This window comes from Micromonospora sp. NPDC023966 (assembly GCF_040639095.1).
GTDB lineage: Bacteria > Actinomycetota > Actinomycetes > Mycobacteriales > Micromonosporaceae > Micromonospora.
Map to the genome: position 1 here is coordinate 105,835 of NZ_JBEZZJ010000010.1, position 12,322 is coordinate 118,156.

The 12,322-nt window shown below is 75.6% G+C and carries 9 protein-coding genes and 4 pseudogenes; 5 read left to right on the forward strand and 8 right to left on the reverse strand.

Going from position 1 to position 12,322, the window contains the following annotated elements; all coding sequences use genetic code 11:
- Positions 1-15: 15 nt before the first annotated feature.
- From AB0F68_RS16005 to AB0F68_RS16015, 3 genes are read left to right on the forward strand one after another with little or no spacing between them, the layout of a single operon-like run.
- Positions 16-483: an NUDIX hydrolase gene (locus AB0F68_RS16005; protein WP_357338068.1), complete on the forward strand. Its 468-nt coding sequence runs from the start codon at positions 16-18 to the stop codon at positions 481-483.
- Positions 477-1,337 carry a ribonuclease HII gene (locus tag AB0F68_RS16010; protein WP_357338070.1) on the forward strand — a complete coding sequence of 287 codons (861 nt, stop codon included), beginning with the start codon at positions 477-479 and terminating at the stop codon, positions 1,335-1,337. The genes AB0F68_RS16005 and AB0F68_RS16010 overlap by 7 nt, the downstream gene beginning before the upstream one ends.
- A complete protein-coding gene (locus AB0F68_RS16015) occupies positions 1,334-1,657 on the forward strand; it encodes a DUF2469 domain-containing protein (protein ID WP_007075222.1) in 324 nt (107 codons plus the stop codon). The genes AB0F68_RS16010 and AB0F68_RS16015 overlap by 4 nt, the downstream gene beginning before the upstream one ends.
- A gap of 60 nt (positions 1,658-1,717) precedes the next feature.
- Here the strand turns inward: AB0F68_RS16015 and AB0F68_RS16020 are convergent, their stop codons facing one another.
- Entirely contained in the window at positions 1,718-2,824 is a 1,107-nt protein-coding gene (locus tag AB0F68_RS16020) for a sulfite oxidase (RefSeq protein ID WP_357338072.1), read from the reverse strand.
- Positions 2,825-2,844: 20 nt separating this feature from the next.
- Complete coding sequence (locus tag AB0F68_RS16025) at positions 2,845-3,495, reverse strand: class I SAM-dependent methyltransferase (protein ID WP_357338075.1); 651 nt, start codon at positions 3,493-3,495, stop codon at positions 2,845-2,847.
- Positions 3,496-3,667: 172 nt separating this feature from the next.
- Here AB0F68_RS16025 and AB0F68_RS16030 point away from each other — a divergent pair.
- Positions 3,668-4,242 (forward strand): annotated as a pseudogene (locus AB0F68_RS16030) (peptidoglycan DD-metalloendopeptidase family protein); the annotation flags it as partial.
- A gap of 17 nt (positions 4,243-4,259) precedes the next feature.
- On the opposite strand, the gene AB0F68_RS16035 reads toward AB0F68_RS16030, so the two are convergent.
- The 6 genes and pseudogenes from AB0F68_RS16035 to AB0F68_RS16060 all read right to left on the reverse strand — a co-directional run bounded on the left by AB0F68_RS16035 (position 4,260) and on the right by AB0F68_RS16060 (position 10,895).
- Positions 4,260-5,441 (reverse strand): aminotransferase class V-fold PLP-dependent enzyme, encoded by a 1,182-nt coding sequence (locus AB0F68_RS16035; RefSeq protein WP_357338077.1) that lies wholly within the window; start codon positions 5,439-5,441, stop codon positions 4,260-4,262.
- A gap of 178 nt (positions 5,442-5,619) precedes the next feature.
- The gene (locus AB0F68_RS16040; RefSeq protein WP_357338079.1) at positions 5,620-6,807 is read right to left on the reverse strand and encodes a tyrosine recombinase XerC; all 1,188 of its coding nucleotides are present in this window, start codon (positions 6,805-6,807) and stop codon (positions 5,620-5,622) included.
- A 1,001-nt stretch (positions 6,808-7,808) separates the two neighbouring features.
- Positions 7,809-8,906 (reverse strand): annotated as a pseudogene (locus AB0F68_RS16045) (DNA-processing protein DprA); the annotation flags it as partial.
- On the reverse strand, positions 8,894-10,291 hold the full coding sequence (locus AB0F68_RS16050; protein WP_357338081.1) for a recombinase family protein: 1,398 nt from the start codon (positions 10,289-10,291) through the stop codon (positions 8,894-8,896). The pseudogene AB0F68_RS16045 and the gene AB0F68_RS16050, both read right to left, overlap by 13 nt.
- Entirely contained in the window at positions 10,288-10,536 is a 249-nt protein-coding gene (locus AB0F68_RS16055) for a hypothetical protein (RefSeq protein ID WP_357338297.1), read from the reverse strand. The genes AB0F68_RS16050 and AB0F68_RS16055 overlap by 4 nt, the downstream gene beginning before the upstream one ends.
- A 1-nt stretch (position 10,537) precedes the next feature.
- Positions 10,538-10,895: pseudogene (locus tag AB0F68_RS16060) on the reverse strand (YraN family protein).
- 179 nt (positions 10,896-11,074) lie between these two features.
- Here AB0F68_RS16060 and AB0F68_RS16065 point away from each other — a divergent pair.
- A pseudogene (locus tag AB0F68_RS16065) lies at positions 11,075-12,059 on the forward strand (hypothetical protein).
- Positions 12,060-12,322: the final 263 nt, after the last annotated feature.

Below are 12,322 nucleotides of genomic sequence, written 5' to 3' on the forward strand. Positions count from 1 at the left end.
TGGCAGGCTTGTGCGGTGACCGTCTACACCCCTCGTCGCGCGGCCCGCGTGCTGCTCGTCGACGCGTCCGACCGGGTGCTGCTGTTCGAGGGCAGTGATCCGGCCCGCCCGGGCCACCGCTACTGGTTCACCCCCGGCGGCGGCCTCGACCCCGGGGAGACCCCGGCCGCGGGCGCGGCCCGCGAGCTGGCCGAGGAGACCGGGCTGCGGCTCGCCCCCGCCGAGCTGGGCGCGCCGGTCTGGGCGGAGACGGTCGAGTTCCCGTTCGACGGGGTCTGGTACCGGCAGGAGCAGGAGTTCTTCCTGGTCCGGGTGCCGACCTGGGAGGTCGACACGGCGGGTTTCGACGAGATCGAGCAGGCCAGCATGCACGGCCACCGCTGGTGGTCGGTCGACGAGCTGGCCGGCACCGCCGAGCGCTACTACCCGCCGGACCTGGTGGACCGGCTCGCCCGGGCGCTCGCCGGGGGTGGCCCGTGCTGACCCCGCCGCGCACCGTCGTGCGCCGTGACGGCGGCCTCTACGCGCTGGAGCGGGCCCTGCAACGGCGTGGCTTCCGGCACGTGGCCGGCGCCGACGAGGCCGGTCGGGGCGCCTGCGCCGGGCCGCTGGTGGCCGCCGCCGCGGTGCTGCCCGAGGGGCGGCGCGGCGAGATCGACGAGCTGGCCGACTCCAAGCTGCTCACGCCGGCGGCCCGGGAGCGGGTCTACGACGAGGTGGTGGCGCGGGCCCTAGCGTACGCGGTGGTGATCATCCCCGCCGACGAGGTCGACGCGCGCGGGCTGCACGTGTGCAACGTGGCCGCCATGCGCCGGGCGCTCGCCTCGCTGACCACCCGCCCGGAATACGTGCTGACCGACGGTTTCGGCGTCGACGGGCTGGACGTGCCCGGGCTGGCGGTCTGGAAGGGGGACCGGGTGGCCGCCTGCGTGGCGGCGGCGAGCGTGCTGGCCAAGGTCACCCGGGACCGGATCATGGTGGAACTGGACGAGCGGCACCCGGGCTACGGCTTCGCCGAGCACAAGGGCTACATCACCCCGGAGCACAGCGCCGCGCTGCGCGAGCTGGGGCCCTGCCGGGAGCACCGCTTCTCGTACGTCAACGTGGCCACCGTCTCCGGACGGGACGGGCGGCCGCCCCGCTCCCGCCGGCCGGCGGCCGGAAGCCCCGACGAGGCGCTCTTCGGCGCCCCTGCCGAGGCGTTCGCGGACGGCCCGGACGAGCCGATGGAGCGCTCCGGCGCGCCAGGGGGTACCGTCGGCGTGGCGTTGGGCGAGCAGGCGCGACCTCCGGCGCCGGTGGGGGAAGATGTGGTCATGGAAGGCGGAGTGCGATGAGCGCGGAAGATCTCGAGAAGTACGAGACCGAGATGGAGCTGCAGCTCTACCGGGAGTACCGCGACATTGTCCGCCAGTTCTCCTACGTGGTGGAGACCGAGCGCCGCTTCTACCTGGCGAACCAGGTCGACCTGCACGTGCGTAACTCGGACGGCGAGGTCTACTTCGAGGTCGAGATGCACGACGCCTGGGTGTGGGACATGTACCGCCCCGCCCGGTTCGTGAAGAATGTCCGGGTAATGACGTTCAAGGACGTCAATGTGGAAGAGCTCGAAAAGCCCGACATCTCGCTTCCCGCAGACTCCGGATTCGGCGGCTGATCCGACCCGACCCGAGCGGCGGCCGGCGGGCTCGCCGGCCCGCCCGCCGCCCGAGGCGGATCACTCCGCCAGCACGACCACCTCGACCAGCTGCACCAGGTTGTTCGCGAACCCACCCCGGTTCCACGGCTGCTCGACCGGCTGGGTCCGCCCGGAGGCGTCGACCGCCCGGGCGCCCAGCACGTGCCGCCCCGGCGTCGCCCGCCACGACACCTGCCACCGCCGCCACGCCCACTCGCCCCCGGTGGGCTCGTCCAGCGTCGCCGGCGCCCACGTCGTACCGCCGTCGAAGGTCACCTCCACGGCCGTCACCGGCGCGTGCCCCGACCAGGCCCGCCCGTCCACGGTGCACGGCCCCGGCCGCAACACCCGGGTCCGTGACATGAAGTCCGGGAAGCCCGGCGGGCGCACCAGGGCCCGGGGCTCGATGCGGGTCACCGGCACACCTGGGTCGTCGGCGTCCTGCCGCAGCCGGTACGCCACCGCGTTCTGGTAGCCGTCGAACGGCTCGGTCAGCACCCGGATGTCGCGCAGCCACTTGACGTGCGCCATCCCGTACCAGCCGGGCACGATCAGCCGCAGCGGCGCGCCGTGCTGCGGCAGCAGGGGAGCGCCGTTCATCTCGTACGCCAGCAGCACCTCCTCGCGCAGCGCGTCGGCCACCGGCAGGGCCCGCTGGTAGTCCTGCTCGACGCCGCGCTCCACCCCGTGGTCGGCGCCGGTGAAGACCACGTCCACCGCGTCGGCGGCCAGCCCGGCCTCGCGCAGCAGCGGGGCCAGCGGGGTGCCGGTCCACTCGGCGTTGCCCACCGCCTCCACCAGCCACGGCTGGCTGACCGGGCGGGGGTCCAGCAGCGCCCGGCCGTTCCCCGCGCACTCCAGGGTGACCCGGTGGGTGACCCGGGGCCGCTCCCGCAGCGCCGCCAGGTCGAGGCGGAGCGGACGCGCGACCGCGCCGCCCACGGTCAGCGCGTGCGCCGCCGGGTCGACGTCCGGGATGTCGTAGTGGATGAGCAGGTAGTGCAGCCCGGCCGGGGTCACGTCGTAGCGCAGCGCCTCCAGCGGGATGCCGTGGTTGCGCGCGGCCAACTGGAGTTCCGCGGCGCTGATCGCCTCGTCCGGCCCGGCGATCCGGGATGGCCGGCTGACGTCGTCCACAGTGGTCATTTCGCTGCTCCTCGGCCTGTTCAGGGGTGGGTGAGGCGGTCGTAGCCGATGAACTCGAACATCGCCGTGCCGGGCGCCAGCGGGCGGGGCGGGCCGGTGAGGCGGTGCACGCCGACGCCGGCCCCGTCGGCGGGGCTGCTCACCGCGATCGGCGCGAACCCCTCCTCGGCGAACCAGTCGCAGATGGCGGGGACCAGGTCCGGTTCGCGGCGGTGCCGGGTCCAGAAGACCGTGCCGCCGGTGGCGCAGAGCGAGGCGCAGTGCCGCACGGTCGCCCGGATGTCGGCGTCGCTGATGTTGCCGAAGATGCCGCAGGCCAGCACGAGGTCCGCCGGTACGAGGTCGGCGTACCGGTCGGTCAGCGCCGCGTCCCCGACCACCACCTCCACGCCGGTCAGCCCCGCCTCGGCGGCGGCGTGCCGGGCCACCTCGGCGTTGCGCGGGTCCAGCTCCACCAGGCGGGCCGTCACGTCCCTGCCGCGCGGGTGGGTGGCCAGCACCGGGATCAGGTCGCGCCCCTGGCCGGCGCAGAGGCTGATCGCCCGCAGCGACCCGGGCGGCGCGGTGTCCAGCGCCTCCGCGATGCGGTCCCGCACCTCGGCGAGACGGCGGGAAAGGGAGGAGTCCGGCTGGTCGTAGTCGGTGTGCCAGGCGTACCAGTCCTTCGTCACGCGGCCAGCATAGGCGGCGCTCCGATAGCAGATCCGCCCCGCGTGCGGGGCTTGTCCACAGGCGCACTGCGGTCCACAGCGGCGGTCGTCACGTGGTTGCCGGCGTGCTGCGGGGCCGGCAGTGTGCGGTGGCGTGTGGATCCTGTCGAACCGCGCCGGCCCGGCCATCGTGATGGTGCTGCTGGCCATCCCGGGGCTGCCGGCCGATGTCGGGGTGGTGGCCGCGGCCCGGCCGTCCGCCGTGTCGCCGCCTTCCCCTCCGCAGGTCGTGTCCGTGGCCCGGCCGCTCACGCCGTCGTCGCCGCGCTCGCCCGGGGCGTCGACGGTCGGCACCCCGGCGGCGCGGTTCCGCTGGCCGCTGGCCGGCACGCCCCGTGTCGTGCGCCGGTTCGACCCGCCGCCGCAGCCCTGGCTGCCGGGGCACCGGGGCGTGGACCTGGCCGCCACCCCCGGCGTCGAGGTCCGGGCGGCGGGCGCCGGGGTGGTGCTCTTCGCCGGCACGGTGGCCGGGCGGCCCGTGGTCACCGTCGGGCACGCCGACGGGCTGCGCACCACCTACGAGCCGGTCCGCCCCGGGCCGCCGGTCGGCGCCCGGGTCGCCGCGGGCGCGCCGATCGGCCTGCTGATCGCCGGGCACCCGGCTGCGCCGTGGCGGCGTGCCTGCACTGGGGGCTGCGCCGGGGCGAGGAGTATCTCGATCCGCTCGCCTTGCTCGGGCTCGGCCCGGTCCGGCTGCTCCCGCTCGATGCGCCGCCCGCCGCGGCTCAGCCCTGGGCGAGCAGCGTGGGCAGCCGGAGGGCGAGCCGGTCGTACTCGTCGGGGGTGTTGTAGACCTGGCCGCACAGGCGCAGGTAGCCGCGACCGTTCCAGCCGGCGATCGACACCTCGGCCGCGAGCCGGTCCGCGATCCGGGCCTGCAACTCCCGGGCCGCGTCCATGGTGGTCGCGACGCCGGGCGGCAGCGGGATCAGCCGCATGGCGACCATCGGTCCGCCCGGTTCCGGCAGGTGGGTCGGCGCCACCCCGAGCGCATCCCCGACCACCCGTTGCCCGTACGCGGCCAGCGCCGCGTTGTGCGCCCGCACCCGGTCCACGCCGAGGCTGCGCAGCGTGAACAGTCCCACCGGGGCGGCCAGCCAGCCGGTGTAGTCGAGGGTGGCCTGCCACTCCACCCGGGTGGGGAACCCGCTGCCCTGCTCCCAGGAGACGACCAGCGGCTGGATCCGCTCCCGCCACGGCTCGGCCACCACCAGGGCGGCGGTGCCGCGCGGCGCGTACGCCCACTTGTGCAGGTTGCCGACCCAGAAGTCGGCGCCGACCGAGGCCACCGTGGTCGGCAGCATGCCCGGGGCGTGCGCGGCGTCGACCAGCACCGGCACCCCGTGCTCCCGGGCCACCCCGACGATCGCCGCCGTGGGGAAGAGCCGCGCCGTGGGCGAGGTGAGCTGGTCGACGATCAGCAGCCTGGTCCGCCCGGGACGCAGCCCGGCCCGGACGATCTCCACCACCTCCTCGTCGGTGGCGGTCAGCGGCACCGGCAGCGTCCGGGAGACCGCCCCGGTCCGGGCGCACTCCCGCTCCACCGAGAAGCCGACCGCGCCGTACCCGTGGTCGGTGGTCAGCACCTCGTCGCCAGGACCCAGCGCCAGCGACTGGAGCACGATGGCCGCGCCGGTGGTGGCGTTGCCGACCAGGGCCGTGCCGTCCGGGTCCGCGCCGAGGAACGTGGCCAGGTGCCGTCGGGCGTGGGTGATCCGGTCGACCAGGCCCTGGGTGAAGAAGCGGAGCGGGTTGGCCTCCATCTCGTCGCGCAGGCGCTGCTGGGCGCGCTGCACGACGATCGGAACCGCGCCGAACGATCCGTGGTTGAGGTGGCTGACCGACGGGTCGAGGGAGAAGAGCAGCCGAGCCCCGGGGATCGGCTCGGGCGGCTGCGGAACCGTCATCGGCCGATCGTAGCCCGTCGTGGATCATCAACTCGCCGCTTCCCGCCGGCTGTCGGTGGAGGTGGGGCCCGCGGGAGCCGATCGTGTCGCCCCTCCCGTGACCGGCCCCGTAGGCCCGCCGTTGTCCCGCCGTGTCTCCCCGGTGCGCGGGTCCACCGCCAGCACGCCTGACGCAGGGTCAGGCTCGCGGGTGCGCCTGCCGGTACGCCGCCCGCAGCCGCTCGACCGAGACGTGGGTGTAGATCTGGGTGCTGGCCAGGGACGAGTGCCCGAGCAGCTCCTGCACGGCGCGCAGGTCCGCGCCACCCTCCAGCAGGTGGGTGGCGGCCGAGTGCCGCAGGCCGTGCGGGGTCACCCGGGGCAGGCCGGCGGCCTCGGCGTACCCGGCGACGATCCGGCGGGCGGTGGTCGGGTTGAGCCGGCCGCCGCGGGCCCCGAGCAGCAGCGCGCGACCCGAGCGGGGCGTCGCCAGGGCCGGCCGGCCACGGGCGAGCCACGCGTCCAGCGCGCGCTGTGCCGGCACCCCGTAGGGCACGGCCCGTTCCCGCCCGCCCTTGCCGAGCACGCGTACCACCCGGCGGGCCTGGTCGACGTCGCTGACGTCCAGGCCACAGGCCTCGCTGATCCGCACCCCGGTGCCGTAGAGCAGTTCGAGCAGCAGCCGGTCGCGCAGCAGCACGGGATCGGGCGCGTCGTTCCCGCGCTGGGCCGGCGCGATTGCCTGGTTCGGCGTCGGGACGTTCCCGCTTCCGGCCGGCACGGCGTCGTCGCGCCCGGGGCGCATGGCACCGTTGTCCGGGGTCGGTGCGCCGCCCCCGCTCCGGGTCGGCGCGAGGTTCCCGTCCCTGGCCGGTTCGGCCCCGTCCCCGGTCGGGGCGGCGTCTCCGCTCGGGGTCGGTGCGGCGTCGCCGGCGTCGGCCGTCGTTCGTGCCCGGCTCCGGTCCGGGGCGTCCATCAACGCGGCGGCCTGGTCGGCTCGCAGGACGGTGGGCAGCTCCCGGTGCGCCTTGGGACTGGCCAGCGGCGCGGCCACGTCACCGGCGAGCAGGCCGGTCCGGTGCGCCCAGGCGCTGAAGGTACGGGCCGCGGCGGCCCGCCGGGCGAGGGACGTCCGGGCCGCGCCCATGGTCCGTTGCTTCGCCAGCCAGCTCCGCAGCACGGTCAGGTCCAGCTCCGCGAGGTCGGCGCAACCCATCCGCACCGCGTGGTCGAGTAGCGAGACGAGGTCCGTCACGTACGCCCGCACGGTGTGCGCGGACCGGTTGCGTACCCGGGCCAGATGGTCGGCGAAGTCGTCGACCGCCTCCCGCATCGGCGCCGGCAGCGCCTCGTGGGCCGCCCGCGTGCCGCGTCGCTGATCAGTCATCGGCTACCCCGGCGGACGCACGGGTGCCACCGGCGCCCGGGGCGCCGCGCCGGCGCGGTGAGGCGGGGCGGTCGGAAGACACCGGTTCAGCCTACGGGCGTGGGCGGCCGACGGCCGACCGCCGCTCCGGGCTGGAGGCTGCTGGCGCGGTTGTCCGGGCACCGTCCCGGGCCGGCCTGACTGAGCGCTCGCACCGCTCTTGCCGGGTGGTCGGCCGGGTAGTGCTCACAGCCTCGGCCTGACGAGCGTTTATCTGATCATCGTCGCGACTGGAGGGCGACAGAACGGAAAGACGGGGGACGCGGCGCGCCGTTCGGGGTGGCTGACCCGGCCCTGGACAGGGGAAACTGTTGCTACGAAAAGGACGGTGGCAACGTCCCGGGGTCCGCCGACGCGCGACCCTCCGGCGTGGCCGAACGGTGCCGACATCCCGCCAGAGCGGGCGGCCGGGCGCTGCGGCGTACCGGCCTGGTGGCGGCGCGGAAGGGTGACTCGCGAGACGGATCGGAACGGGCGTCCCCCGGGGCGGTGACGCCGGTGGGAGGAGGGACCGAGCATGGGGGTGGATGCCGTCCTCTATCGGCAGGTGCGGGCCGGGCCCGCCCGCCGCCGGCCGTCGTACGTCTCCACGGAGGTGGTGGCGGACCCGCACGACGTCCTGCTGAACCTGCTCAAGCGGGTGCGGGGCGGAGGTCGTACGCCCCTGCTGGACCGGGTCGATCCGCTCGGTGAGCTGGTGGTGGACGCCGAGGCGGTGCCACAACTGCTCGCCGAGCTGCCCTGCCTGGCGGAGGCGGCCCAGGCGCCCGCGGAGGTCGACCAGATCCGCCGGCTGGCCCTCCTCGCCCGGCGCTGCCTGAGCAGCCGCGATGCAGAGATCCGGTTCGAGGGCGACTGACCGGCGGCACAGGACCCGGCAGGTCAGCTCGGGGGAGTAGCCGACGGGCCCGGACCGACACCCGTCGGCGCCCGGCCGCCACCGGTTCCCGCTGGGGCGGCGGCGCGAGGGCGTAGCCGTCGTCGCGGCGTACCACCATGGCCAACTCCTCCAACATGGAGAGCTTGCGCATCGCGGTGCGGAGGTCCACCCCGGCGCGTGCCGCGACGCGCTCCACGCCGATCGCCTTCCGCCGGGGCAGTGCCTCCAGCACCTGGGCCGCCTCGTCGTCGAGCCGGTCCCGCGGGCGCTCCGGCGCGCGGGCGGGTGGCGCCAGGTCGTAGCCGATCCGCCCCACCTCCTCCAGCACATGGGCCGTGCCGGTCACCAGCCGCGCCTTGTGCTGCTCGCGGAGCACCTCGTGCGCGCCCACCGACATGGCCGAGGTGACCGGCCCCGGCACCACCATCGCCGGGCGGCCGACACCGACCGCCCGGTTCAGGGTCTGGGTCGCGCCGCTGCGGGCCGCCGCCTCCACCAGCACCGTGCCCGTGGTGGCCGCCGCGATGACCCGGTTGCGGATGAGGAACCGGGGCCGCAACGGCTCCGCGCCGGGCATCCACTCGCTCACCAGCAGGCCCGTCTCGGCGATCCGGTCGAACAGCGCGGCGTTGCCCACCGGGTACGGGCGCTCCAGCCCACAGGCCAGCACGGCGACCGTGAGCCCACCGGCGGTCAGCGCGCCCCGGTGCGCGGCGGAGTCGATGCCGAACGCCCCGCCGGAGACCACCGTCCAGTCCCGGTCGGCCAGCCCGTAGCCCAGCTCGGTGGCGACGTGCGTGCCGTACGGGGTGGCCGCCCGGGCACCGACCACGGCCACCGACCGGCCCAGCGCCTCGCCCAGCGGCCACGCCCCGCGTACCCAGAAGCAGAGCGGCGGGGCGGTCTCCAGGTCGACCCGGCGATCGGCGCCGGACAGCCGCAGCCGGCGCAGGTCCGCCACCCGGGCCGGCCATTCCTCGTCCTCGGGGGTGACCACCCGCGCACCGAGCCGCTCGGTGCGGGCCAGCGCCTGCTCCGCCACCGCCCGCGCCTCACCGGCGGCGGAGCGGGCCGCCACGGCCGACCGGAGCGCCCGGTCCGGCGCGCCGCCGCTAGCAACGAAGATTCTTACGCTCCCGTTATGGATCTCACCGGCAGCGCCGGGATTCAGGCCTTCCACGCGATATCGACGGTGGACGGGTCGAAGTAGGAGCTGCCCGGCGTCCAGCCGCGCGGCCGGCCCTTCCGGGTCCGGTGGACCGTCACCGTCATCAGCGTGTCGATGACCGCCCGGCGCCGGTGTAGGTCGAGCCCTTCCCACGCCGTGCCGGGGTCTGTCGCACCGACCAGGCCGGCCAGGGCGTTGCCGCGGCCGGCGGTGGCCAGCTGGTCCTCAACTGCGGCGAGGCGGGCGCGTAGCCTCTCGGAGCCCTCGCGCAGCTGCCGGACGTCGATCGCGCCGTCGGCGTACGCGGCGGCCAGGCCGTCGAGTCGTTGGCGCAGCCCGGCAGCGTCGAGCTGGAGCGCGCCGGTGTTGGGGCCGCCGGTCGCGCTGAGCAGCTCGGCGACGTCCGGCCGGGACAGCCGCTCGACGACCACCGCGCCGATGTACGCGTCCAGCTCTTCGGCGTTCCGGCTGACGCACCGCTGCGCCTTGCAGGTGTACGACGGGACGCCGCGGCGAGCGCTGTTCTGCAGGGTGGCGCGCATCGGCTCGCCGCACACCCCGCACACCGCCAGCCCGCTTAGCAGCCATCGGCGGGCCGACGACCACTGCGTACGGCGGCCGGGGTGGGTCAGCGCGGACACCAGCGCCCGCCACCGGTCCTCGTCGACCACTGGCGGCCACGCGGCCGGCCCGACGATTTCGCCACGATGCTCCCGTAGGCCAGCGTTCCGGGCGCGCAGCAGCACCTTCCGCAGCTCGGTGGCTGTCCACGGCCGCCCGGTCGAGGTGAGCAACCCCCGGGCGTTCATCTCGGCCGCCTGACCGCGCAGGCTCCCGCCGGACAGGATCGCGTCGGTGGCCTCGGCAACCGCCCGGGCCTCCTCCGGCCGCAGGGTGACGCCGTCAGGCTCGTACCCGTACGGCCGCCGGCCGCCGCCCCATCGCCCATCGGCGGCGGCCTGGAGCTTTGCCCGCTGCTGCCGCTCGATCTGGTGCTCAATCTCGTACCGGGCCACCGCGCCGAGCTGCCGCGCCACCATGCGGCCGCTGGGGGTGCTCAGGTCGAGCGGGCCGGCCTTGACGGTGAAGGTGGGCAGGCCGCGCGGCTCGCAGGCTGAGATGTACTCCTCCAGCTCGGTGGGGGAGCGGTGGAGCCGGTCGGTGTGCCAGGCCAGGACGGCGTCGATGCGGGCGGCGGCGATGTCATCGAGCATCCGCCGGTACGACGGGCGCGGCTTGCCGCTGTAGGCGGATAGGTCGTTGTCGCTGTAGAGCTTCGCTACGGTCAGCCCGTGCCGCTGGGCCAGCTCCCGGCAGTCGGACTCCTGGCGGGCCACGCCGAGCCCGCCTCCCTCGCGGTCCCGGCTGATCCGGACATAGATGGCGGCTCGCGTCACGGCGCTGAGTATGGCATGACTTCACCTTCGTAGTTTCGAGCGCGGAGCCGTACTTGGGCGCGTCGGTCGAGAGTAGCTGAGGGGTGCGATGGCCGTGCGGACGCGTCCCGGGCCTCGTGTAGCGCGGTGTCGGGCAGGCCGGTGATCACCACGCCGGGCAGCCCGGGGGCCAGGTCCGCCTCGACCTCCACCACGTGCTCGGCCGTCCCGACCAGGCCCACGCAGAGCACCCTGGCGTAGCTCATGTCAGAACGCGCTCCTCAGGTGCTCGCCTGGGCCAGCCGGCGACCGGAAGCCGGACCGCGAGGACGTCGAAGTGGACCTCCTCGGCGGCCGTGCCCGTCGCGGCGAGCCAACGGGCGGCCAGCCCGCGCAGCCGGCGCGCCTTGGCCCGCACGACCGCCTCGGCCGGGCTGCCGAACTCCTCCGTACGCCGGGTCTTCACCTCGCAGAAGGCGAGCACCGGCCCGTCCCAGGCGATGATGTCGATCTCCCCTTCGGGGCACCGCCAGTTGCGGGCGACCGGGCGCAGCCCCGCCTCGATCAGGTGCCGGACCGCGCACCGCTCGCCGTACGCCCCGACGGCCTGGTTCCGCTTCGTCATGCCGGCCAGCGTGGGGCGGTCGGACCGGCGGCGGGTCCCGAGCGGGGCGCCCTGTGGACGACGGGCCGCCCTGTGGACGGACCGACGATCATGCGTTCGCTGTGCTAGCGCCTGATCGGCCAGTCACCGATGACCCGGCTGCGCGGCGATGACCAGCGGCGAGGTTCCGGGCGGCCCGGATGGCGCGCGTGGTGGCGGTCGCATACGGTGCCGGTCGTGGACGGACGACGGAGCTTTCCCGAGGATCAGCAGGGGTCGCACTGGGGTGACCGCGGGCACGAGGCGGAGTGGCGCGCCGCCGGCGAGCCGCGCTACCGCGACGACGACTTCCGTGCCCCGGAGCAGCGCACGGGCGAGAACCCGTACGGCGATCCGGGCCGGTTCGGGACCGCCGACCCGCTGAGCGACGACACGGACAGTTGGCGGTCGCGCCGGCCGGCCGACCCGGTGGAGACCTCCGGCGAGTTGCCGGGGGAGCGCGGCGGCCGGCGGGCGGCCCGCGAAGCCGCCGAACCGCTCGGCGCGGCGCCGCACAACGCCGGCGACCAGTTCGCCGGTGTCTCCCGCAGCAGCGTCGAGGCGTTCGGCGCGGGCCGGCTCGGCGCGGACCGCGTCGTCGACCCCCCGCGTCCCGCCCCGCTGGGCGGCTACCCGGTCGTGGAGTCGGGGCGTCCCGTCGAGCCGGCCCACGCCGGCCTGCCGCCGACCGGTCCCGGTGCGGCGACCCCGCTGATCGTCGGGGAGCGCCCGGGTGTCCCCGCGCCGGAGACGGCGGCCGGGCCGAATCCGCACCCGCTGGAGATGCCGACCGGCCCAATGCCGTCGGTCGCGCCCCGGTTCGACGGTCCGCCGCCCGGCGACGGCGTCTACCGGACCCGCCGTCCGGCCCTCGCGGTGCTGCTGGCGGTGATGGTGCTGGTCCTGGAGGTCCCCGCGCTGCGGGTGCTGCTGCGTGGCCTGGTCGGTGACCCGGTCTCCACGTCGCACGTCGTGGTGGGCACGTTCCTGGTGGTCGGGTTGCCGATCTTCGGCACCGGCCTGTACGGGCTGCGCACCGGAGGGTTGGCGCTCGCCGACGGCAGCCGCGGCTGGCTCCGCCCGCCGACCGCCTACCTGACCGTCGGGCTGGTGCTCTTCCTCGCCGCCGCCCTCGCCGCCCGCTGACCGTCGGCGGCCGGACCCCCCGCCCGCACCCGCCACTTTCGGCCGTCTCCGACCCGTCAACTCCAGGGGATGGCGGCGAGGGTGCCCTGAGGCGTCCGGAAAGGGTAAGGATGGGGGGTTCCCGAACCCCGGGACCGGGGGGAGGTGCAGGGGCGTACACTGGTCGACTGGCGACCGCCTTGCGCGGTCGACCTCGCGCGCCCTCTCCACGGACCTCTCGTGGAGCGACGGCCTCCCTGGTCCCGATCTTGATCGGGCCCACC